The sequence below is a fragment of the Bradyrhizobium sp. CCGUVB4N genome (assembly GCF_024199945.1).
In the GTDB taxonomy this organism is placed as follows: domain Bacteria; phylum Pseudomonadota; class Alphaproteobacteria; order Rhizobiales; family Xanthobacteraceae; genus Bradyrhizobium.
The window spans coordinates 6,284,774-6,307,889 of the sequence record NZ_JANADP010000001.1 but is presented as its reverse complement, the minus strand read 5'-3'; the positions used below and the strand labels follow the sequence as shown (position 1 = coordinate 6,307,889).

Genomic DNA, 23,116 nt, shown 5'->3' with positions numbered 1-23,116 from the left:
AGGGAAAGTTTTCTAACGCACGAGGCAAGGACGCTTGTCGTCGAAGGTCCAGCCGGGGATCAGGTCCTGCATGGCCATAGCGTCATCTCGGGCGCCGAGTCCATGCTGCTTGTAAAGTTCATGTGCGGCCTCGATGGCCGCACGGTCAATCTCGATGCCGAGGCCTGAGCGATCCGGGACCGTGATCTTGCCGCCCTTGATCTGCAGCGGCTCCTTGGTGAGCGCCTGGCCATCCTGCCAGATCCAGTGGGTGTCGATCGCGGTGACCTTGCCGGGGGCCGCGGCGCCGACATGGGTGAACATCGCGAGCGAAATGTCAAAATGGTTGTTGGAGTGCGAGCCCCAGGTCAGGCCGTTGTCACGGCAGGTCTGGGCGACGCGCACCGAGCCCTGCATGGTCCAGAAATGGGGGTCGGCGAGCGGAATGTCCACCGCACCCAGGCGCAGCGCGTGGCTAAGCTGGCGCCAGTCGGTCGCGATCATATTGGTTGCGGTCGGCAAGCCCGTGGCGCGGCGGAACTCGGCCATGATCTCGCGGCCGGAGAAGCCGGCCTCGGCGCCGCAGGGATCCTCGGCATAGGCGAGGATGCCGTGCATGTTCTTGCAGAGGCCGATGGCCTCGTCGAGCGACCAGGCGCCGTTCGGATCGAGCGTAACGCGCGCATCGGGAAAGCGCTTTGCGATCGCCGTGACGGCCTCGATCTCCTGCTCGCCGCGGAGCACGCCGCCTTTCAGCTTGAAGTCGGCGAAGCCGTAATGGTCTTGGGTGGCTTCCGCGAGCCGCACCACCGTCTCAGGCGTCATCGCTTCCTGATGGCGGAGGTTGAACCAGTCGGGCTTGCCGGTCTCGCCCTTGACGTAGTCGAGCTTGCTCTTGCGCCGGTCGCCGACGAAGAAGAGGTAGCCGAGCGTCTCGACGCTCTTGCGCTGCTGGCCTTCGCCGAGCAGCGCCGCGACGGGAAGATTGAGGTGCTGGCCGAGCAGGTCGAGCAGGGCGGATTCGATTGCCGTGACCGCATGAATCATCACGCGAAGGTCAAACGTCTGCTTGCCGCGGCCGCCGGCGTCGCGGTCGGCGAAGGTGGTGCGGATGTCGGCGAGGATGTTGTCCATCGCGCCGACGGTCTTGCCGATGACGAGATCGCGGGCGTCCTGGAGCGTCTGCCAGATCTTCTGTCCGCCCGGCACCTCGCCGACGCCGGTGTGACCGGCATTGTCGGTGAGGATGACGATGTTGCGGGTGAAGAACGGCGCATGCGCGCCGCTCAGATTGAGGAGCATGCTGTCGCGGCCCGCGACCGGAATCACCTGCATCGTTGTGACGACCGGTGCGCCAGCGATTGGCGCGCCGGAAATATCAGTCTGGGCCATCGCACGCTCCTCCCTGTTGTGTTGTTTTATTCTGCCGCCTGTTGTGTCGATCCTGCGGCGGGCAGATTCTTCACCAGCGCGGTCAGTTCCGCAATCTCCTGCTCGGTGAGATCGGTCAGCGGCGGCCGGACCGGGCCGGAATCGCGGCCGATCACCTTCATGCCGGCCTTGATGATCGAGACCGCATAACCCTTCTTGCGGTTGCGGATCGCGATCAGCGGCAGGATGAAATCCTTCAGGCCCGCGTGGATGGTCGCATGGTCGCGCTTGCGCACCGCGGCGTAGAAATTGGTGGCGAATTCCGGCACGAAGTTGAACACGGCCGAGGAATAGGTCGTCACGCCCATGTCGAGATAGGGCAGCGCGAACGTCTCGGCGGTCGGCAGGCCACCGACATAGGTCAGGCGGTCGCCGAGCTTGGTGTAGACGCGGGTCATCAGCTCGATGTCGCCGATGCCGTCCTTGTAGCCGACGAGATTCGGGCAGCGCTCGGCGAGGCGGGCGACCGTGTCGGGCTGGAGGATGGCGTTGTCGCGGTTGTAGACGATGACGCCGATCTTGACGGCGGCGCAGACGGCCTCGACGTGAGCGGCAAGGCCTTCCTGTTCGGAATGGGTGAGGTAGGGCGGCAGCAGCAGCAGGCCGTCAGCGCCGGCCTTCTCGGCGCCAACAGCGATCTCGCGGGCGATCGCCGTGCCGTAGCCGGTGCCGGCGAGCACGGGCACGCGGCCCTTGGTCTCCTCGACGGCGACCTTGACCACCTGCGGAACTTCGGTCGGGGTCAGCGAAAAGAACTCGCCAGTGCCACCGGCGGCGAACAGACCTGCGACATCATAGCCGCACAGCCAATCCATGTTGGCGCGGTAGGTCGCCTCGTCGAAGGAATAGTCCGCCTTGAACGGCGTGACGGGGAAGGACAGGAGGCCGGATCCGATCTTCTGGGCCATTTCCTGCGGGGTCATCTTGCTCATGGGCGCTGCTCCCTGCTCTCGTGTTTATCGGGGACGCAACCTGAGGCGCGCGTCCATGGGCTGCTGTTTAGGCAACCGTTCGATGCGCGTCCAAGCCAAAGCCTATATCGACCGATGCGAATTGAGCATCAATCTTCCAACACCTCGGCGGAAGATAGTTCGCTGGCGATTTTGACCAGCGCGGACAGCAGCGGATTCTCGTCGTCGCGGCGCCAGACCATGAAGAGCTCGACCGGAACACGGTTGCGCAGCTTCAGGGGGCGCAGCCGAACGTCGGAGATTTTCAGGCCCGCGGCCGCAGCCGGCACGATGGCGAGGCCAAGGCCGGCGCGCACCATCGCCAGGATTGAGTGGATCTGGCTCAGGTGCTGGACGTAGCGCGGCAGGATGTCGGCGCGGGTGAACAGCGCCACCAGGAGGTCGTGGAAGTAGCGGCTCTCATAGGGCGAATACATCACGAAGGGCTGGTCGTCGAAATCCTTGATGGTGATGCTGTCGGCATTGGCCAGCGGATGCTTTTTCGGGATCGCGGCGAGCAGGGGCTCGGCGACGACGCGGCGGCTGGTCAGCTCGGGCCGCGCGATCGGCGGCCGCAGCAGGCCGGCATCGATCTGGCCCGAGGTCAGCGCCTCGAACTGATCGCCCGAGACCATCTCCTTCAGCGAGAAATCGACCTCCGGGAGCTTGGCGCGGCAGGCCGCGACCAGCTCGGGCAGGAAGCCGTAGGCGGCTGCGGCCGTAAAGCCGATCTTCAGCGAGCCGGTCTTGCCGAGCGCGATGCGGCGGGCGACCTGCGAGGCGCTCTCCGCGAGCTTCAGGATGCGACGGGCCTCGGGCAGGAAGCTGCGCCCGGCCGGCGTCAGGCGCACCGAGCGGCTGGTGCGCTCCAGCAGCGGTGCGTCGATGATGTGCTCCAGCACCTGGATCTGCCGGGACAGCGGCGGCTGGGTCATGTTCAGCCGCGCGGCGGCGCGGCCGAAGTGCAGTTCCTCCGCCACCGTGACGAAACAGCGGAGCTGGTTGAGGTCGAACATCGATACATGCCTTAGATGAATAAGGCGTTTCCCCGGCACTTCTAGCATCGATCATCCCCAAAACAAAGACGGCGGCTTTTGAGGGCCGCCGTTGAGTTGCCTGTCCCGCTCCGATCACTCGGAGCGCTCAGGAGGAACGTTTGAGCACCACCCGCTCGATCTTGCCGACCACGACGAGGTAGGCGACCGCGGCCACCAGCGCGTTGATGCCGACGAACACCAGGGCACCGTTGAAGGAGCCGGTCGCGGCCACGATGTAGCCGATCACGATGGGCGTGGTGATCGAGGAGAGGTTGCCGAAGGAGTTGAACAGGCCGCCGGAGACGCCGCCGGCTTCCTTGGGCGAGGTGTCGGAGACGACCGCCCAGCCGAGCGCGCCGATGCCCTTGCCGAAGAAGGCGAGCGCCATGAAGCCGACCACCAGCGCCTGGCCGTCGACATAGTTGCAGGCGATGATCGACATCGACAGCAGCATGCCGCCGACGATCGGGATCTTGCGCGCCATGGTCAGCGAACCGGTCTTGCGCAGGATGGCGTCGGAGATGACGCCGCCGAGCACGCCGCCGATGAAGCCGCACAGGGCGGGCAGCGTCGCGACGAAGCCGGCTTGCAGGATCGACAGGCCACGCTCCTTGACGAGGTAGACCGGGAACCAGGTCAGGAAGAAATAGGTGAGCGTGTTGATGCAGTACTGGCCGAGATAGACGCCGAGCATCATGCGGTTGGAGAGCAGCTGGCGGATATGGTCCCATTTCGGACCGGAGTCCGGCGCGCGCTCGTCCTTGGGTGCGTCGAGATCGACCAGCGCGCCGCCGTCCTTGATGTAGTCGAACTCGGCCTCGTTGACGCCGGGATGCTCCTTCGGCCCGTAAACGGTCTTGACCCAGACGAGGCCCATGATGACGCCGAGCCCGCCCATGACGAAGAACACGTAGCGCCAGCCGTAATCATGGGCGATCCAGCCCATCAGCGGTGCGAAGATCACGGTGGCGAAATATTGCCCGGAATTGAAGAAGGCCGATGCGGTGCCGCGCTCATTTCCGGGAAACCAAGCCGCGACGATGCGGGCATTGGCGGGGAAGGACGGTGCTTCCGCAACGCCGACCAGGAGCCGCAGCGCGAACAGCACGGCGACGGCAGTGCCGGCGCTGAAGAAGCCGACCCAGCCCTGCATCATCGTGAACAGCGACCAGATGATGATGCTGAAGGCATAGACGAGGCGCGAGCCGTAGCGGTCGAGCAGCCAGCCGCCCGGCACCTGCGCGGCCACATAGGACCAGCCGAAGGCCGAGAAGATCCAGCCCATGGCGACGGGATCGAGATGGAGTTCCTTGGAGAGCGCGGCGCCCGCGATCGAGAGCGTGGCGCGGTCGGCGTAATTCACCGTCGTAACCAGGAACAGCATGGTCACGATGAACAGCCTGACGCGAGACCTCCTCACGTCCGTTGCGGACACCACTGCGCTCATCTGGCGCCTCCTTAGAACTTGAAATGTTTCCTCGGTGCGACTCCTAGAGGCGCACGCGGGAAAGTGTCCAAGTTCAAGGGAGTATCGATTGATGCCGTTTTTGAATTGATGGAACGGCAGGGGCCGGAACGGAGTGTGAGCGCCAGGAGAAAAAGCGTCGCCCGTTTCAGTGCGCCATTGCGCACAAGGGCGGGCGACGATGTGAATGCGGCGGGAGGATTGTCGTCCTCCCGCGCTTCTTTGAAAGGTCAGTCCCGGTCGCGCAGCCGCACGCCCGGCAGCAGGCGCGTATGGTCCTCGCCGCGCACCGCCTCGAGATCGTCCGGCTCGAGGCCGAGCGCTTTCAGGATGGTGGGCGCCACCTGCCTGTTCGCGACGCGCTCGCGAACGAGTGTGGGCGCGAGCTTTGGATTGGAGACGACGAGCAGGACATGCGTGTCGTCCTCGGCGAAGCCGCCATGTTCGGCGATCTTGGCCTTGCTCTTGCTGTAGATCGTGCCGGCGATCGGCTGGATGATGATGTCAGGCGTACGGCCGCCGGCCGGATCGCCGAACCGATCGACCAAATCCTCACCGGCATAGATTTTCTCGATGTGAGCCTTGTTGCTGCCTTTGCGGTCGGCTTCGAGGATTGCGACAGCCTTCTCGGCATCAGCCTGGTTCTTCAGCCAGATCAGCGCAACGTCGTCGGCGGTTTCCTGGGCCAGCGTGACGCCCCCATTGGTCAACAAATCGGCCGGATCGGTCACGTCGGCGCGCGCGCCGCCGCCCAGCTTCGGATTGGTGCTGCCGGTCAGCATGTGCAGCTTGTTGACGTCGATCGGCGACTGGCCGTGCTTGGCGCCGACGATGACCAGCGTATCGCGCGCGAGGTGCTGGTCCGCCAGCGCATCGAGCATCTGACCAAGCGAGGCGTCGACGAAGTCGAGCGAGGCCTGGAGTTGCGGGCTCGGCGTTGCCGCGGCGTCTAGATATCCGTCGGCGGTCACTTTCTGGCCGACGCTGACAGCCTGGAAGTTCATGCCGAAGATTGCGGGAACGCCGGTCTTGGCCTTGCCGGTGTGATCAAAGCCCTTGATCCAGTTGAGCACGGCCGTGACCTTGAGCTGGTCATAGGTGCGCGTGAAGCTCGGGTCGGTGGTCCAGTCCGCGCCGGGTTGACCCGGCACCGAGGTCGAGTTGATCTCGGGCGCATAGAGCTCGTCGAGGCCCTTGCCGGACGGACCGCTGATGATCTCGTAAGCGGGATGCTTGTCCGACCAGGCCGTGCGCCGACCCGCCTCGTGGATCACTTCCATGATGGTGTTGAGCCTTTGGAACTGATGCGGATAGACCGGTTCGCATTTGCCGTTCGTCAGGCGCATCGGCAGATGCGTCGGATCGATATGACTGGAGCCGGCAGGGCCGCCGCCGTCGAGCTTGGTCAAGTCGTAGTCGATCGATTCATCGAACAGCGTCTCGGTTCCGGGGCTGCCCTGGCAGTTGCTGCCGGGCGCGAACAGCGTGCGGTCGTAGGAATCGTCATAGAACACGCCGTGGGTTTTCGGCGTCCCTCCGGTCATGAATGCAAGGAGACCAGGGAAGGAGTCCGAGGGGCGAGAGGTGTGCGCATCGGCGAAATGGACGCCATGCGCGAGCAGCCTGGCCAAGCTCGACGAAGGGTGAGAGCCGACATAGCGCTGCAGATCGACCTCATGCATGCCGTCGACGCTGATCAGCAGCACATGCTTGACGTCGCCCTTGTCCTTATCGTCCGCGCGCGCGAACGAATGGGCGAGCAGCGAAAGACCAAGAGTCGAGGCAAAAGCGATTGCGACGGCCGCGCGCGGCCGCTTTTCGATCGTCATGATGGAGCTCCCCAATGATGTCTGTTGCGGATTGACGTGCAGGCGAACGACCACGCGCAGCGGTGAGCCTGCGCTCCCGCCACGTGCGTCAACACCTGCGTCAAATTGTAGCGTTGGGAAAACTAGGTAACGGCGATGACCGTTGGATGACGTCGCGACTACGTGGCGCGCGAAAATTTTTCTGTGCGCGCGATCGTCAACTCAAACTAATGCCAGGTTCGTCGGGTGCACGCCGGTGAAGATGCGCTGAAGGCTCTCGTTGCCGAGGCCGAAGACGTGGCCGAACAGATCGGCAAACAGCGCGCGATAATCGGTCAGCACGGGATAGTCGCGGTTCTGGAACAGATGCGGCTGTTCGACCTTGACCTGCTCGCCGAGAGTGCGGCCGCCATTGATGCCGCCGCCGAGCACCCAATAGACGCTGCCATGGCCGTGATCGGTGCCGCGGTCGCCGTTCTCGCGGAAGGTGCGGCCGAATTCCGAGATCACGACCACCACCGTATCGCGCCACGCGGCCGGCCCGACTTCCTCGGAGAAGCCGACGAGCGCGCGTCCGAGCTCGCCGAGCCGGTCGGCGAGATAGCCGTTGGCGGCACCCTGGTTGACATGGGTGTCCCAGCCGCCGACGTCGACGAAGCCGAGGTTGAACTGCTCGCGCATCAATCGGCCGATACGGCGGGCCGACAATTCGAAGCCGCGCGGCGAGACGGCGCCGCGATTGGCGGCATTCATCTCCTCGGAGACCGAGCGGTAGACGTCGTCGCGCACGCGAAAGCCTTCCGACACCGAGGATGCCAGGTTGGACTGGGCATACATCTTCTTGATCAGATCGGCCTGACGGTCGTCGACGCCGGGTTTGGCGACGTTGTTGATGCCGGTGTTCGGCACCTGCGATTTGCCGCGGAAGATCAGCGGGAGCTGGTCGGTGAACGCGATCGGCTTGACCCGCGTCAGCTCGGTGGCGAGCCGGCTCATGAAGCCCGAACGATAGTCGCGCGAGCCGGAGGCCGACTGGCCGAGCTCGATCGTGTCCTGGGTCTCGAAATGGCTCCGGGTCAGGTCGTCGCTGGTGCCGGCGAAGGGAATGAAGGCGATCTCGCGTTTGGCCCAGAGCGGATAGATGCTGTCGCGCAGGGCCGGATGCAGTCCCCAATCGGCGTCGAGCGAAAGCGCGGCGTTGGGATTGCCGACATCGGGCTTGGCAATGGCGAGTGTCGGTCGCGATGCCCGATAGAATTCGCTGAAGACCGGCACCACGACATTCGCTGCGTCATAGGCGCCGCGCAGGAACACCACGAGCATACGGGCATCGGTTGCCGGCGCGGCCCAGACGCGGCCTGCCACCGTGAGCGGCGCGAGTGCGGCAAACGTCTTGATCAGCTCGCGACGGTTCATGGTGATCTCCGTAGCTCAGTGCATGAATTCCGGTGACGACAGGAACAGCGTGTTCCAGTCCTGCGGTGAAATCGCCCGGTCGAGCGAGGCCAAGGTCGCGGGGCCCAGCGTCTTGCGAAGGCCGTTGAAGTAGAGTGCATTCTGGAGCAGCGGGAACGCGGGCTGCTCGACCGGGTTCGGTCCGTCTGATTTGAACAGGCCGGACGAGCCCGATCCGATCTGGCGCGCGATCTCGAAGCGCACCATCATCTGTCCAGGGCCGTTCCACGATGCCGAGGTCAGCGCGTAGCCGTCCGGCGTCTCGTGGTTGAACAGGCCCTCGCCGAGGCGGTTGATCCAGCCCTGGATCGGCGCCGTGTTCAGGATGACCCGGTCGTCATAGGCGAGGCGGACGGCAGACAGCACGTATTGCACGGGATCCTTGAAGCGCGTGCCGGGTTTCAGCGCGGCTTCGAATTCGCTCGAATGGATCATCGTTGCGAGGACCGACGCAATGTCGCCGTCGGTGGATTTGAAGCTCTGCGCCATCCGCTGCACCAGCGTCTCCGGCGGATTGTCCGAGACGAAATAGGTCGCGATCTTGCGCGAGACATGGCTCGCGGTCGCCGGATGGCGGACCAGAATGTCGATGGCCTCGTCGACCTCGGCAAGTCCACGGCCCTTGATGGTGTGGCCGAGGAAGCTCTTGTCGCTGTAGTCGTGACGGGACGGATTGAACTCGAAGGCGCCCTCGCGCACGAGCTGGGACTGCAATTCCGGCTTGAGTTTCGGGTCTTCCGGCTTGGTGTCGATGCCGACCCCGGTGAGGATCTTCGCGAGCGCCTCGACGTCGGCCTGCGTGTAGCCGGAGCCGACGCCCATGGTGTGCAGCTCCATGATCTCGCGGGCGTAGTTCTCGTTCAGATGGCCTGCCGCGTTGTCGGCGTTGTCGAGATAGCGCAGCATCGCGGGATGACGAACGGTCGCCGCGAGCAGGTCGCGAAACTTGCCGAGCGAGTTGGGACGAAGGGCGTGATCGACGTAGTCGCCGACCAGAACGCGCAGATTCGATTTGTACTGGTGGACATTGAAATGATTGAACCAGAACCAGACCATGCGCTCGCGCAGCTGGTCGGGCGCATAGAGCGCGCGCAGGATGGTACGGGTCGCGGCCTGCTTGGCGCGATCGTTCATCGCCTGCTGAAAGACCTGCTGCGCGGCTTTCTTCTGCTCGGGATCGGCGACCTGATTGGCGCTCTTGGATTGCTGCTCGAAGGCAACCGCAATGTCGAAGGGGAAGCTGTGGACGTCGGGCATCGCGTCGATCTGCGCCTTGGCCGCGTCGGGCAAAACCGGATTGCCGGCCGGATGCAACTGCTCCTGCAGCCAGCGTTCGGCACCAAGGCCGTGCATGTGCGCGGCACTCGCGGTGCTGACGCCAAAGGTCAGCCGATCGAGCAGAGCGAGATCGTGCGGATTGAGGTCGTCGGCGCGGGTCGTGTTCGCTTGCAGGCCCGCAGCGAGCGCCACGAACGCCGCAACGCGCGACCAGTGCAGCCGACGACATCCGCTTCTGCTATCCACGATCGGTCCCGACGGGTTCGGACTGCATGAGGACGCCCACATGCCATGACGCGTGCGTCATCATGCGCCGGCCGGCTGAACCTGCCCTGAATGGAATGGACTCAATTGACGGCAGCGCATCAATTTCTAGCGAGCGGCAACAATGGTTCCGTTGCCGCCAAGTCCGCTATTGCCGAGCGGCCGGCAGGAGTGGGGCCAATAGTCCGCGCGTGACGCCTGGCGGCACGGCATCCAGGCCCAGCACCGCGCTCGCGGCCGGCAGTGTGGCGTCCGCCATTGCCGCGTGGCCTTCGGCGCTCGGATGCACGGCGCCGCCATAGACGGCCGACAGCACGCCCCAGGTCGCGTCGTGGATGTCGTTCGGCTGGCTCGCCGCCGGCAATCCTTGCGGATAGGTCATCGCGGCAAAATAGCTGTCATTGGCATCGCGGATCCAGCGCGCGCGCGGCAGATAGGCGCGATATTCCGAGGCGCCCCGGCCGCACAGCATCGGCTGGCTCGCCGCGCTGACGATGTCCGGATTGAAGCTCTGGCCGTTCTCGGCGAAGCAGGTGCGATCGAATTCGGGATCATTGCCGGAATGAGCGCAAAAGCCGTGATCTGCGAACGCAGCCTGATGCGTGTCGACGAAGGTCATTCGGTCAGCCTCGGGATCGCGGCACAGCGCGCCCTGCGTGCAGGTTGCGAGCCCTTTCAGCTGTGGCAGGAACTCGGTGTCGACGAAGGTCGAGACGCGGGCGAGACGTTGCGGATCGGCATTGAAGGCGGGATGAACGTCGAAGCCGGCGCGGCCGCCGCGGCAGGGCACGCCGCCATCAGCGAGCGCCGGATTGGCGTAGGAGACGTAGACCACGTGCGAGAGGTCGCCGCCGAGCAGCGGCTTCAGCTCCTCGCGCAGCTTGACGAAATTCTTCGGCAGCTCGCGCTGGAGCGCATCGCGTGAATCGTCGACGCTCGCCATCACGCCGGAGCGGCGAAACAGCGCGCGTTCGGTCGCGGTATCGACGATGACGTCGGCGACGAGGCCGGAGAAGTAGACGTCGTTGGCGCCGATCGAGAGCAGCACCAGATCGAGATTGCGATCCGGCTGGCGCTTCTTGGCCGCGGTGACCGCCTCGCGCAACTCCGCAACCTGGGCATTGACGCTGGTGTTGCAGACGCCGGACTTGCCGGGCGGGCATTCGCGGGCGCGCTGCGAGCCGAGCAGCCCGTCGCTGATGCTGGCGCCGGTGCAGGCGAGCGGCAGATAGGTGACGGCGATATGGGTGTAGCGTACCGCGAGCGCGAGCGCGGTGCGGGTCTGGTAGCTGTAGAGCGAGCGGTGGCAGGGCGAGTTGAGCCAGAGCGCGCTGTAGTGCTGCCAATTGGCAAGCGTATCCGGTGCCTCGCAGGCGCGACCGCCCTTGAAGCCGGCGCGGCTCGGCCGGTAATACTGTCCGCCGGCGGTGCCGAGATAGGAGCGGAAGCAAAAGCCCTCGTCCGACAGCGCCAGCGGCCGGTCCGGATTGCCCTCGCCGGAGGCAATGCTGTCGCCAAGGCCGGCGATGAAGATGTCGCGGACCTGGATCTCGGTCTGGATGCGCTGGCTCGGATCGGAGCCGGAGGAGACGTCGACGCTCGCCACCGTCTGCTTGCCATAGCGGACCCGCAGATTGACCGGTTCGGCGCAGTCGAAGGTCGAGGTCTGCGGTCCGTCGCCGTCGTCGAACGTCCACGCGCAGGTGGCGCCGACCGGCACCGCGCCGGTCAGGCGCACGGTGATGGGGTGGTCGATCGGGGTGATGTAGTTCTCTTTGACGTTGTCGCGCGTGCAGGGCTGGTTGACCCGGCCCTGGAGATCGATGCAGAGGCGGTTGACCATGTTGCGGGCCCAGCCGCGGCCCTCGCTCTGTAGCTCCAGCGACTGCTCGGCGGCGAGGATGCTGCGGTTACGCGCATTCTCGACATGCAGCAGGAAGTCGCGCTCCTCGCGGAACAGGCGGAAGCGGTTGCGGACCTCCCAGGTGATCTGCATGGCGCCGGCATCCTGCGCAACGGCGCGCGGAAGCGGCAAAACGGTGAGGAGCCCGGCCAGCAGCAGGGCGCTCGAGAGAAAATGGCGTAGGGAAACAGGGATCATGGCCCGCGTCTTCAACGGCAAAGTTGAGGCGGAAATAAGAGAGCATTGCTCTCCGCCCCGCAACCTTTGTCTGAGGCTCTTACGGGCTCGGGCGTGCCTTATCGCTTGCTGGCCTGGCGCACCAATCGCTCGCGCTCCATCGGCGTCACCTGATTGGGCAGGTTGGCCTGCGCGCAGGCTTCCGCCAGCCGCCGCCGCTCCTGCCAGGGACGGACGACGTTCATCCAGAGCTCGCGGGTGCCCATGATGGAGATGGCGAGGCCGAACGGGATCACGAAATAGAGGATGCGGAACACGAGCAGGGTTGCCAGCAATTGCTCGCGGCCGAATTCGGGCAGTGCCACCAGCATGGCGGCGTCGAACACGCCGATCGAGCCCGGGGCGTGGCTGGCAAAGCCCAGCAGCGTCGCCAGGATGAACACCACGGCGAGCGACAGGAAGTCGATCGGCGGATTGGCCGGCATCAGCAGGTACATCGCAAGCGCGCAGAAGCCGAGATCGACCACACCGATCAGGATCTGCACCAGCGTCAGCGGCGCCGACGGCAGCACGACCTTCCAGCCCTTCTGGCCGAGCTCGCGGCGTTTGTCGCCCATGCAGAGCCAGACCAGATAGGCGGCGATGGAGGCGAGGCCGCCGAGCGCGATCAGCCGATTGATCGACGACGGCAGCTGATCCATGTAGGAGGCCGCATCCGGGTGGATGGTCATGCCGATCGAGAGCACGAAGATGTTACCGAGCCAGAAGGTCAGGCCGGAGAGGAAACAGATCTTGGCGACGTCGATCGCATTCAGCCCGTAGTCCGAGTAAATCCGGAAACGGATCGCGCCGCCCGTGAACACGGTGGCGCCGATGTTGTGGCCGATCGAATAGGAGGTGAAGCTCGACAGCGCTGCGATGCGGTAGGGCACGTGCTTCTTGCCGATCGTTCGCAGTGCAAAAAAGTCGTAGAACGTCAGCGTACAGAACGCGAAGAACACGCAGATCGCAGCCAGGCCGATATGTCCGCGGGGAATATCGGTCAAAGCGGTCAGGATGACGCCGGTATCGATGCCCTTGAGGGTCCGCAGCAGCGTGGTGACCGCGAAGGCGATGATCATCACGCTCGCGGCAATACCGAGCCGTCGCCAGCCGATCCATTTCTTGAAGCCGCGTTTCAGCGCGGGCAGCAGTCCGTGCATTCATCCTCCCGGCGGGGGGCAAGACCGACCGGGCCAGACATTGGCCGGTCGGTTGCGATCACTGCCCGAAATGGGCGTCGATCGCTAGGCATGATGTAGCTCATTTAAGGCAAAAACAGCGACTTGTGCAGCCCTTGACAACGACTGGTTCTGCGCCGGACCGGCTGTTTTTGTCATAAGTGGTTCACATGGCGCGCGCGTTAAGCATATGAGTCGAGGGAGCGACCCTGCATCGTGCACCCGCATGTTCAGATGGTTTCAAATCCTGCGGTCGCAAGCGTTGTTCCGAAGCAAACGATCCGGGCATTTTTTGGAACGACGCTGCTGCGGACCGGTTAGCGCCCCATCAGCAATCGAACACGGCAAAACACAGGCTTCTCGTGCGGGCCGGTGCTGCCATGTTCCCGAAACCTGCGAGGATCGGAACGATGGGACTGTTCACAAAAGACATCAAGACCATGAACGACCTGTTCGTGCATCAGCTACAGGACATCTATTACGCCGAGCAGCAGCTCACCAAGGCGCTGCCGAAAATGGCGGATAAGGCGACCGATCCGCAGCTGAAGCAGGGCTTTTTGACGCACCTCGAAGAAACCAGGCAGCACGTCAAGCGGTTCGAGGAAGTGTTCAAGATGCATGGTGCCCAGGTGAAGGCGGTCGACTGCCCGGCGATCGACGGCATCATCGAGGAGGCCGACGAGACCGCCGGCGAGGTCGCGGACAAGGCGGTGCTCGACGCCGCGCTGATCAACGCGGCGCAGGCCGCCGAGCATTACGAGATCGTCCGTTACGGCAGCCTGATCGCCTGGGCCAAGCAGCTCGGCCGCAGCGACTGTGCCGCCGTGCTGGCCAAAACGCTCGAGGAAGAGAAGGCGACCGACAAGAAACTGACGACGCTTGCCGAGAGCAAGGTGAACCTGCGGGCCGCGAGCTAACGCCGGCCTGGCCGCCAAAGCGCCGCGCGGTCATCCGCGCGGCGCTCGCGCATCCATCATTCGGTCATTGTCGAAACATGACGACGGGCCGGGCGCGTATATGTCGCATGGGGCTGCAATCGAGGTGGCAGCATGCGAGCCAACACCGTCAAATATGAAACCTTCGGCGCGAAGGATGTCACGCGCACCGCTTCGCGCCTTGCGACCTCGCTGACGCTGGCGGCGATGAGCCTCGGCTACGGCGTGGTGCAGCTCGACGTTACCATCGTCAACACCGCGCTCGATGCGATGAGCAAAACGCTCGGCGGCGGCGTTGCCGAACTGCAATGGGTGGTGAGCGCCTACACCATCGCCTTTGCCGCCTTCATCCTTACGGCCGGCGCACTCGGCGACCGGATCGGCGCCAAGCGCATCTTCATGGCGGGGTTCGCGATCTTCACCGCGGCCTCGCTCGCCTGCGCGCTGTCGCCCAACACCATCGTGCTGATCGGCGCGCGGCTGGTCCAGGGGCTGGCGGCGGCGATCCTGGTGCCGAATTCGCTGGCGTTGCTCAATCATGCCTATACGGACGACCGCGCGCGCGGCCGTGCCGTCGCGGTCTGGGCGGCGGGCGCAAGCCTGGCGCTGACCGCCGGTCCCTTCGTCGGCGGCGCGCTGATCACGCTGGTCGGCTGGCGCGCGATCTTCCTCGTCAATCTGCCGATCGGCCTCGCCGGTCTGTGGCTGAGCTGGCGCTATGCGACAGAGACCACGCGGGCGCGTTCGCGCGAGATCGATCTGCCTGGCCAGCTCGCCGCGATTGGCGCGCTGGGGGCGCTTGCCGGCGCAATCATCGAGGGTGGCGGGCTCGGCTGGGAGCATCCGCTCGTGCTTTCGGCCTTCGCGGCGGCCGCCGTTTTCGCGACGCTGTTCGTCTGGCGCGAGAGCCGCACGGAGCAACCGATGCTTCCGTTGTCCTTGTTCAGTCATCGGCTGTTTACCCTGACCACGGTCGTCGGCCTGCTCGTCAATATCGCGATCTACGGCCTGATCTTTGTGCTCAGTCTCTACTTCCAGCGGATCAACGGCCTGTCGGCCTGGTGGACCGGGCTCGCCTTCGTACCGATGATGGGCGCGGTGTTGCCGGTCAATCTGCTGGCGCCGCGCCTCGCCGAGCGCATCGGCCCGTGCCCGACCATCGTTGTCGGCGCCTGTATCTCGGCGCTTGGCTGTCTTGGTCTGCTCTGGATCGAGCCGGAGACGAGCTACTGGGCGATCTTCGCGCAGATGATCGCGATCAGCGGCGGACTTGGCCTCCTGGTGCCGCCTCTCACCTCCACCTTGCTCGGCAGCGTCGAGAAGGCGCGCTCCGGTATCGCTGCGGGTGTGCTCAACGCGACGCGACAGACCGGCAGTGTCCTCGGCGTTGCACTGTTCGGTTCGCTGGTAGCCTCCGACAGCGCATTCATGATCGGCCTTCACCAGTCGCTAATTATATCAGCGGCCGTGCTGCTGCTGGCGGCCGGCGTGATCGGCTTCGGTGCAAAGGCGGGCGGCGAACAAATGTGAGTAAGCGCACACATTCCCTGTTCACCATTCCGGTAACCGGCGCATAGCCGGTTACCGACTGTCCATTTCTGCCGGTTCTAGTGCCCGATGGAATAGGGGCCGGCAATGTATCAAGTTCTGTTTTGTCTCACGGACCAGCATGATTTGCGCCTGGTCGCACTCGGCGGGGTGGTATGTCTGCTCGCCAGCGCGGCGGCAATCAGCCTGTTTCACCGCGCGCGTGCGGCGAGCGGGTCGGCGCGTCTGGTGTGGATCACGCTCGATGCCATGGTGGCCGGCTGCGGTATCTGGGCAACCCATTTCATCGCGATGCAGGCCTACGGGCCGGGCGCCGGCGGCGCCTACAACATTCCCGTGACGATCCTGTCGCTGCTGTTTGCGATCGCAGTCACCTTCATCGGTCTCAGCATCTCGGTTTCGTCCACGCATAGGGGGCTGGTCGCTGTCGGCGGCGCCGTCGTTGGCGCAGGCGTGGCCGCGATGCATTACACCGGCATGATGGCGTTCGAGATTCCCGCCCATGTCGGCTGGGCCACCGGAACCGTGACGGTCTCGATCGTGCTCGGCATCCTGTTTGGATCGTTCGCCCTGCACGTCGCGGGACGAGGCGATAGCCTGTCCGACGCGATTGCCGCGACGATCCTGTTGACGGTTGCCATCGTCTCTCACCATTTCACCGCGATGGGCGCACTGGAATTGACGCCCGATCCGACGCTCGTGATCAGTGGTCTTTCGATCCCGCCGGCGTCGTTGTCCATCCTGACCGCCAGCGCGGCCGCTGCCATTCTCGTCATCGCGCTCGCGGCCGCCGTACTCGACCGTCGCGCCAAGGGCGAGATCGGACGCCAGCAGGTCGTGTTGGATACCGCTCTTGAAAACATGTCGCAGGGGTTGTGCATGTTCGATGCGGAGGGCAAGATCCAGCTGTTCAACGAGCGCTACGCCGCGATGCTCGGTCGCACCAACATTCCGCTCACCGGCCGGCTGCTCGTCGACGTGTTGCGGGAAGAGCAGGCCAAAGGCCAGTGGCAGGGCGATGCAAACGAATTCTTCGCGCGGCTCGTCGCCGACGCGCGGGAGGGCCGCACGACCAGCCAGGTCGTGACCCGGTTCGATCGCTCGATCCGTGTCGTCAATCAGCCGATGCAGGGCGGCGGCTGGGTCGCCACCTTCGAGGACATCACCGAATGGCTGGAGGCGCAGGCCAAGATCTCGCACATGGCGCGCCATGATGCGCTGACCAATCTGCCGAACCGCGTCCTGTTCCACGAGCAGCTCGAGCAGGGGCTGCGTCGGGCGGGCGCGAACGACCAGCTCGCGGTGCTCTGCCTCGACCTCGACCATTTCAAGGACATCAACGACTCGCTCGGCCATCCCATTGGCGACGCGCTGTTGAAGGAAGTCGGACGCAGGCTCAAGGCCACCGTGGGCGAACACGACACCGTCGCCCGCCTCGGCGGCGACGAGTTCGCCGTGGTCCAGATCGGTCGCTCGGAAGAGGCTGCCGCGCGGGCGCTCGCCGGCCGTCTGGTCGAGGTGATCTCCGCGCCTTACGCGATCGACGACCATCAGATCGTGATCGGCGTCTCGATCGGCATCTCGCTGTCGCCACAGGACGGCAGCAATCCCGACGAGCTGCTGAAAAACGCCGACCTCGCTCTGTACCGCGCCAAGGCCGACGGCCGCGGCACCTATCGCTTCTTCGAGACCGGCATGGACGCGCGCGCGCAGGCGCGGCGCCTGCTGGAAATGGATATGCGGGCGGCGCTGCAGCGCGATGAATTCCAGCCGTATTATCAGCCCATCCGCGACGTCGCCAGCGATCGCGTGGTGGCATTCGAAGCGCTGATGCGCTGGAACCATCCGCAGCGCGGCCTGATCTCGCCCCTCAACTTCATTCCCCTCGCCGAGGAAACTGGCCTGATCATCCAGCTCGGTGAGCTGGTGTTGCGCAGTGCCTGCGCAGATGCTGCGACCTGGCCGGATGACGTCGGCGTCGCCGTCAACCTCTCGCCGGTGCAGTTCAAGAATCCGAACCTGATTGCATCGGTGACCGAGGCGCTGGAGAAATCGGGGCTCGCGGCGAGCCGCCTCGAGCTCGAGATCACCGAATCCGTACTGCTCCAGAACAGCGAGGCGACGCTGACCACGCTGCACGATCTGCGCGCCATGGGCGTGCGTATCTCGCTCGACGATTTCGGCACCGGCTATTCCTCGCTGAGCTACTTGCGCAGCTTTCCGTTCGACAAGATCAAGATCGATCGTTCGTTCGTCTCCGAGCTCGCCACGCGCGAGGATTCGGTCGCGATCATCCGCGCCGTGACCGGTCTTGGCCGCAGCCTCGGCATCGTCACCACGGCGGAGGGCGTCGAGAATGATGCGCAGCTCGAGCTGCTCCGGCGCGAAGGCTGCACCCAGGCGCAGGGCTATCTGTTCAGCATGCCGCGGCCCGCTTCCGAGGTCGCGATGATGCTGGAACGGCCGCGGCTGCGCGCTTCGGCCTGAAAAGGCCTAGCCGCGGCGAAGCGCGAAATGCGCGCCGCAGAATGCCATCACGGCGCCGAGACACAGCGCCGCGAGGCCTGCGAGCACGCCGGAAATGGTCGGGATCGGGCTCGGCGCCGAGGCCGCCTGTCCGGCGCCGGCGAGCAGGAGCACGCCGACCGCGATCAGGAACTGACGCATCCGCTGCGGGATCTGGCCGGAGACGGCGCTTTGCATCAACGACGCCGTGAAATAACCGCCGGAGAATCCGACGGTCGCAATCAGCCACCAGGCGATCGCAGCTCCGGTCGGCATGAACTCATGCGTGTCCGAGCGCCAGAGACCGCCGAGGTCGAGCCCGTAGCGTGCACCCAACATGTGCACCGCGAGCGCGAGCAGCACGCCCGAGATCATGGCGGCCCCGAGAATCAGGTGGCGCGGGAAATAGGTCGTCTCAGCCATGCCCTGCTTGTAGGATGGGGGAGGGCGGTCGCGCAAGCGGATCGCGGACGGGATTGAGTGATGCAGGTTTCGGACGGGAAGGGGCGGTCGGTCACGAGCTACGCCTACAAGGCGTCGCTGATCGGCTCGGCACATCGCTTCGAGCTGACGGATGAGGGATTGTCCTGGCACATCGCCGGCCGCTCGGGCGTCTGGCGCTATGATGAGATCAGTGCAATCCGGCTGTCGTTCCGACCGGTTTCGATGCAGCAGCACCGCTTTCGCGCCGATGTCTGCCGTACCAGCGGCGGCCGCATCGCGATCCTGTCGACGAGCTGGCAGACCGCGGCGCTGATGGCGCCGCAGGACCGCGGGTTTCGCGATTTTCTCGTCGAGCTGCACGCGCGGATGGCGAAGGCCGGCAGCCGCGCCGCGCTGACCGCAGGCCTCGGCCGCAAGACCTATGCGGCTGTGCTGGCGTTCCTCGCGGTGCTGGCCGTGGCGATGGCCGGACTGTTGATCCGCGCGCTGATGATCGGCGAAGTCGCCGGTCTCCTGTTCATCCTCGGCTTTGCCGCGCTGTTCGCCTGGCAAGTCGGCGGCTTCGTCCGGCGCAACCAGCCGCGCAGCTACAGTTTTGATCGGCTGCCGGCTGGCCTGCTGCCCTAGCGCTCGTAACCGGCCGCAATCAAAATTGACTTCGCAGCCGCGCGCCGGTCCCGCATCGTGCCGCGATGACAGTTGGGAATCGCAGTACGCGCCTGCCGACGGCGGACGAGATCGCCGAGATCAATCGCACCCATCTGATCGATACGCCGCTTCAGCCGGCCGACTTGCTGTTTCTGTTCGGCACCCGCGAGGACGTGGTGCTGCGCGCCGAAACCGCCGCGCGGCTCTGGCGCGAGGGCTCTTTCCGCTGGTCGATTGTCAGCGGCGGCGTAACGCCCGGCTCGGAGCAATCCGAGTGCATGATCATCAAGGCGGCCATGGTTGATGCGGGCATTCCGGGGGATCGGATTCTCGAGGAGCATCGCGCGATGAACACCGGCGAGAACGTGATCTTCTCGCTGCCGATCATCGATGCGGCGCTGGGACTGCACAATATCCGCAGCGTGATCTGCCTTGGCAACACCTGGACCGCGCGGCGCTATCCGATGACATTGCACCGGCATTGGCCCGAGGTGACGAAGCTGCTGCTCACCGTCGACAGTTTTGCGACGCCACGCACGCTCTGGCATACCGACGATGAATTTCGTCGTCGTGTCCTGCACGAATGGGACAAGATCGGGCCGTACAAGGCGAGAGGCTTCATCGCCGAATGGCCGTAGCGTTGACCGGCGAGGGGCTACTCCGTCGAGTCGAAATCTTCCTCCTTGGTGCCGAGCAGCGACACGATCGTGCGCAGGCCGGAATCGAGTTGCTCGAACGAGGGCGGGGCGAGCGCCAGCCGCACGGCGTTCGGGGCATGGCCATGCGCGACCGCGAAGGTCGAGGACGGCGTCAGCGCGATGCCGCGCCGGGCCGCCGCGGCGACGAATGTCTGCGAGCGCCAGTGTGGCGGCAGCGTCAGCCAGAGATGATAGGAGCGCGCATCGGCGGCGATCTGGTAACCGGCGAGCAATCGTGCCGCGGTCTGCTGGCGACGTGCGGCGTCGATGCGCTTGAGCCGTGTCAGCTCGGCGACGGTGCCGTCGGCCATCAATCGCTGACCGGATGCGAGCGCGTGGCCCGAGGCGATCCAGCCGCCGGTGCGGACCGCGCTCATCACGCTCTCGCGCAAGTGAGGCGGCGCGACGAGGATGCCGAGCGCAAGACCCGGCGCGACCTTCTTCGAGAGGCTGTCGAGCACGATGCAGCGGTCCGGCCCCAGCGCCGCCAGCGGCGTGTCGTCGGCGAGGAAACCGTAGACGGTATCCTCGATGATGGTGAGGTCGAGCTTCTCGGCAACGCGCATGATGTCGGCGCGCCGTGTCGCGTTCATGGTGACGCCGAGCGGATTCTGGATGATGGGCTGGAGATACAGCGCCGACAGATGCGCTTCGCGATGCGCCTTCTGGATCGCGTCAGGCCGCGCGCCGAATTCGTCCATCGGAATCGGCACCAGCGTGATACCGAGCCGTGCCGCGATGCTCTTGACGTAGGGGTAGGTGAGCGCCTCGACGCCGCAACGGCCGCCGGTCGGCACGAGCGCTGCGAGCGCGGCCGCGAGCGATTGCTTGCCGTTGGCGGTGAACAGGATCTGCTCGGCCTGAGGCGTGAAATCCTTGCGCGCCAGATAGGCGGCAGCCGCGTTGCGTGCACTCTTGGTGCCGGTGCTGGTCGACGAGCGCAGCACGGCTTCCAAAGCGTCGACGCGCTCGAGCCCGGCGAGGCTCTTGGCGATCATTGCCCATTGCTGCGGCAATAACGGATAATTGACCTCGAAATCGATGCGCGCATCACGCGGTTCGGTGATGGTCTCGACCTCGCGCCTGATGTCGCCGGAGATGAAGGTGCCGCGCCCGACTTCGCCGACCACGAGCCCGCGGCGCAGCAGCTCCGTATAAACACGGCTCGCGGTCGAGACCGCTATGCCACGGTCATAGGCAAAATTGCGTTGCGGCGGCAGCCGGTCGCCGGGTCTTAACGTGCCTTTAGAGATATCTGCGGCAATGGCATCCGCAAGCTTCACGTACTCGAACTTGGACATTATTGCACCGAGAGCAATGTTTTCCTTGCTCCGAGCAATGTACTGGAGCATTTAAGTTCCATCAAGGTCCGCGATTGAGCCGAGGAAAGCGAGAGCAATCCGATGGCAAATGAGGTGCAGATGCTTAAGGCATTTGCGCCAACGGCATCCGCTTCGCCGCGCAGGACCAAAGGCCGGAGAAGAAACATGACCACGATCTCGCAAACTGCCGGGCGGAGTTTACGCCCATCCTCGTCGAGCGGATTTTTTGCCACGCTCGTCAACGCCGCCTATGCCCTGTTCGACCGCTTGGAGCGCCGCTCCGCCGTCAAGACGCTGAACGAGCTCGACGACCGCGCTTTGCGCGACATCGGGATCAACCGCAGCCAGATCGAAGACGCCGTCTACGGCCAGTTCAAGGCCGAGCTGACGCGGTATCTGTGAGTGCCTTCGCTCTCGCCCCGGACGCGCTGCAACGCCTTGGTGTTGCGGCGCAGAGCCGGGAGACGAGAGCGGAGTTTTAGCCCGCAACAGCCGCCGCATCGTCATTGCGAGCGCAGCGGATAATCCGGACCGTAATCAAGCCAGCGCGACCTGGCCCCATACGCCGCCATAGGCTCGATCGTCCTCGGACCGATCAGGCTTGCGGCGAGGCCTCGCCGGAGCGCTGCGCGTGCGCCGATGCCGGACATCGAGCCGCTGCAACTGAGCGGCGACGTGGCCTGCGAGCATCGCGACGCGTGCCGCCGCCTGTTTGACGACGAACAAGATCGTCGTGACGCGGCTGAGCACCCCGATCAGGAACAGCACCGAGAAGATGTCGATATAGGCGAGGAAGTCGCCGATCAGCATCAGTTCCGGCGGAATCGGGATGCTGTGGTAGTAGGCGCCTATCAGGATGACGACGGGGATGAAGGCGATGACCTTCCGCACCGTCAGCCTGTCCAGCAGCGCGGCCAGTTGCACCACCAGCACTTCCCACAGTGCATCGCCGATTGCAAGCGGGACCTCGTAGGTCCATCTCCGCCACCATTGCTTCACGACATTGCTCCGAGTTCAGTGCCTCACCACCAGCACCGAGCATTTCGCGTAGCGCACGACATGCCCGGCGTTGGAGCCGAGGAAATAGGTCCGCATCGCAGGCCGATGCGAGGTCATGACGATCAGGTCGGCCTTCATGTGCGCGGCTTCCTCCAGGATCTCGTGATAGATGCCACCCTGGCGCACGACGCTTGAGATGTGCGAGGCCTCGATTCCGGATTCGCGGGCGACGATGGCGAGCGCTTCTTCCGAGGTCTGGCGCTGCTGTTCGTCGAAGTCGGCCGGGACGTATTCGGCGAGCATCACCGGCGTCATCGGCAGCACGTTGAGCAGCCGGACCGATCCGCTCCAGTTCTGCGACAGCGTTGTCGCGGTCGCGATCGCAGGCTTTGCCAGATCGGTGTCGGCGAGGTCGATGGGCACGAGAATGGACTTGAACATCTGCGCCTCCCTAGTGACCAAGCTGCATCAACCGGTCGAGACGGCGCCCGCGCGTCTCATCCCAGTCGAAGCAACTTGGGGCTGACGAACAGCACCAGTTTGCCGCGGCGGTAGGCCACGTCACCCCAATCCTTGACGTCAAAGTCGAGGACCGCAAGCCCCGCCGTGGGCAGATTGCCGGCGAGAGCCTTGGCGCCGGCCGGATCGCCGCTGCCCATCAGCATCAGGCCGGCCTCGTGCATGCCCGGATTATGCCCGACCAGCAGCAACTGCCTGGGATTGGCCGGGACGGTTGCAGTGCGAATGGTTTCAAGGATCTGCGCGGGATCGGCGCCGTAGAGTTCCGGCAGGATCTCGACCTGCGGTGCTGCGATGCGGTCCTTCATTGCCTGCCAGGCAATGTCCCAGGTCTGCCGGGCACGGACGGCGTGCGACACCAGCACGAGTTCGGGCACGGGCGGGTGAGCGGCGATCCAGTCGCCCATCTCGGCGGCGTCCCGCTGACCGCGGTCGTCGAGCCGGCGGTCCTGGTCGCGGCCGCTCGGCGCGTCGGTCTCGGTCTTGGCGTGACGCAGCAGCATCAAACGGCGCATGGCATTCTCGAATCGT

20 protein-coding genes are annotated in these 23,116 nt (G+C 64.9%); 6 read left to right on the top strand and 14 right to left on the bottom strand.

Annotated features, from left to right (window positions below; translation table 11 throughout):
- Positions 1-12: 12 nt before the first annotated feature.
- From gudD to NLM31_RS29290, 9 genes are all read right to left on the bottom strand, one after another.
- Positions 13-1,371, bottom strand: coding sequence for a glucarate dehydratase (gene gudD, locus NLM31_RS29330; protein ID WP_254194518.1), 1,359 nt, complete (start codon positions 1,369-1,371; stop codon positions 13-15).
- 26 nt (positions 1,372-1,397) lie between these two features.
- The gene (gene kdgD, locus NLM31_RS29325) at positions 1,398-2,342 is read right to left on the bottom strand and encodes a 5-dehydro-4-deoxyglucarate dehydratase (RefSeq protein WP_254194517.1); all 945 of its coding nucleotides are present in this window, start codon (positions 2,340-2,342) and stop codon (positions 1,398-1,400) included.
- A gap of 128 nt (positions 2,343-2,470) precedes the next feature.
- Entirely contained in the window at positions 2,471-3,376 is a 906-nt protein-coding gene (locus NLM31_RS29320) for a LysR substrate-binding domain-containing protein (protein WP_254194516.1), read from the bottom strand.
- Positions 3,377-3,503: 127 nt separating this feature from the next.
- Positions 3,504-4,844: an MFS transporter gene (locus NLM31_RS29315; RefSeq protein ID WP_254194515.1), complete on the bottom strand. Its 1,341-nt coding sequence runs from the start codon at positions 4,842-4,844 to the stop codon at positions 3,504-3,506.
- 248 nt (positions 4,845-5,092) lie between these two features.
- The gene (locus NLM31_RS29310) at positions 5,093-6,691 is read right to left on the bottom strand and encodes an alkaline phosphatase family protein (RefSeq protein WP_254194514.1); all 1,599 of its coding nucleotides are present in this window, start codon (positions 6,689-6,691) and stop codon (positions 5,093-5,095) included.
- A gap of 201 nt (positions 6,692-6,892) precedes the next feature.
- On the bottom strand, positions 6,893-8,086 hold the full coding sequence (locus NLM31_RS29305; RefSeq protein WP_254194513.1) for a DUF1501 domain-containing protein: 1,194 nt from the start codon (positions 8,084-8,086) through the stop codon (positions 6,893-6,895).
- A gap of 15 nt (positions 8,087-8,101) precedes the next feature.
- On the bottom strand, positions 8,102-9,649 hold the full coding sequence (locus NLM31_RS29300; RefSeq protein WP_375167504.1) for a DUF1800 domain-containing protein: 1,548 nt from the start codon (positions 9,647-9,649) through the stop codon (positions 8,102-8,104).
- Positions 9,650-9,815: 166 nt separating this feature from the next.
- Positions 9,816-11,768: a hypothetical protein gene (locus tag NLM31_RS29295; protein ID WP_254194512.1), complete on the bottom strand. Its 1,953-nt coding sequence runs from the start codon at positions 11,766-11,768 to the stop codon at positions 9,816-9,818.
- A 98-nt stretch (positions 11,769-11,866) separates the two neighbouring features.
- The gene (locus NLM31_RS29290) at positions 11,867-12,949 is read right to left on the bottom strand and encodes a YbhN family protein (RefSeq protein WP_254194511.1); all 1,083 of its coding nucleotides are present in this window, start codon (positions 12,947-12,949) and stop codon (positions 11,867-11,869) included.
- A 428-nt stretch (positions 12,950-13,377) separates the two neighbouring features.
- On the opposite strand from NLM31_RS29290, the gene NLM31_RS29285 reads away from it, so the two are divergent.
- From NLM31_RS29285 to NLM31_RS29275, 3 genes are all read left to right on the top strand, one after another.
- A complete protein-coding gene (locus tag NLM31_RS29285; RefSeq protein ID WP_254194510.1) occupies positions 13,378-13,884 on the top strand; it encodes a ferritin-like domain-containing protein in 507 nt (168 codons plus the stop codon).
- A gap of 132 nt (positions 13,885-14,016) precedes the next feature.
- Entirely contained in the window at positions 14,017-15,432 is a 1,416-nt protein-coding gene (locus NLM31_RS29280; RefSeq protein WP_254194509.1) for an MFS transporter, read from the top strand.
- A 105-nt stretch (positions 15,433-15,537) separates the two neighbouring features.
- Positions 15,538-17,937, top strand: coding sequence for an EAL domain-containing protein (locus NLM31_RS29275; RefSeq protein WP_254194508.1), 2,400 nt, complete (start codon positions 15,538-15,540; stop codon positions 17,935-17,937).
- A gap of 6 nt (positions 17,938-17,943) precedes the next feature.
- Here NLM31_RS29275 and NLM31_RS29270 read toward each other — a convergent pair whose 3' ends face one another.
- Entirely contained in the window at positions 17,944-18,378 is a 435-nt protein-coding gene (locus NLM31_RS29270) for a hypothetical protein (protein ID WP_254132612.1), read from the bottom strand.
- 60 nt (positions 18,379-18,438) lie between these two features.
- Here NLM31_RS29270 and NLM31_RS29265 point away from each other — a divergent pair, with 60 nt between their 5' ends.
- Together NLM31_RS29265 and NLM31_RS29260 are read left to right on the top strand one after the other, a co-directional pair.
- A complete protein-coding gene (locus NLM31_RS29265; RefSeq protein ID WP_254194507.1) occupies positions 18,439-19,026 on the top strand; it encodes a hypothetical protein in 588 nt (195 codons plus the stop codon).
- A 65-nt stretch (positions 19,027-19,091) separates the two neighbouring features.
- Positions 19,092-19,685 carry a YdcF family protein gene (locus tag NLM31_RS29260; RefSeq protein ID WP_254194506.1) on the top strand — a complete coding sequence of 198 codons (594 nt, stop codon included), beginning with the start codon at positions 19,092-19,094 and terminating at the stop codon, positions 19,683-19,685.
- 17 nt (positions 19,686-19,702) lie between these two features.
- On the opposite strand, the gene NLM31_RS29255 is transcribed toward NLM31_RS29260, so the two are convergent.
- Positions 19,703-21,046 (bottom strand): PLP-dependent aminotransferase family protein, encoded by a 1,344-nt coding sequence (locus NLM31_RS29255; protein ID WP_254194505.1) that lies wholly within the window; start codon positions 21,044-21,046, stop codon positions 19,703-19,705.
- Between the two features lie 186 nt (positions 21,047-21,232).
- Here NLM31_RS29255 and NLM31_RS29250 point away from each other — a divergent pair, with 186 nt between their 5' ends.
- Positions 21,233-21,469 (top strand): DUF1127 domain-containing protein, encoded by a 237-nt coding sequence (locus NLM31_RS29250; RefSeq protein WP_128958298.1) that lies wholly within the window; start codon positions 21,233-21,235, stop codon positions 21,467-21,469.
- A gap of 135 nt (positions 21,470-21,604) precedes the next feature.
- Here NLM31_RS29250 and NLM31_RS29245 read toward each other — a convergent pair whose 3' ends face one another.
- From NLM31_RS29245 to NLM31_RS29235, 3 genes are read right to left on the bottom strand one after another with little or no spacing between them, the layout of a single operon-like run.
- Positions 21,605-22,066: a hypothetical protein gene (locus NLM31_RS29245; protein ID WP_254194504.1), complete on the bottom strand. Its 462-nt coding sequence runs from the start codon at positions 22,064-22,066 to the stop codon at positions 21,605-21,607.
- A 15-nt stretch (positions 22,067-22,081) separates the two neighbouring features.
- Positions 22,082-22,507, bottom strand: coding sequence for a universal stress protein (locus tag NLM31_RS29240; protein WP_234679478.1), 426 nt, complete (start codon positions 22,505-22,507; stop codon positions 22,082-22,084).
- A gap of 56 nt (positions 22,508-22,563) precedes the next feature.
- A complete protein-coding gene (locus tag NLM31_RS29235) occupies positions 22,564-23,100 on the bottom strand; it encodes a histidine phosphatase family protein (RefSeq protein WP_254194503.1) in 537 nt (178 codons plus the stop codon).
- Between the last annotated feature and the right edge of the window lie 16 nt (positions 23,101-23,116).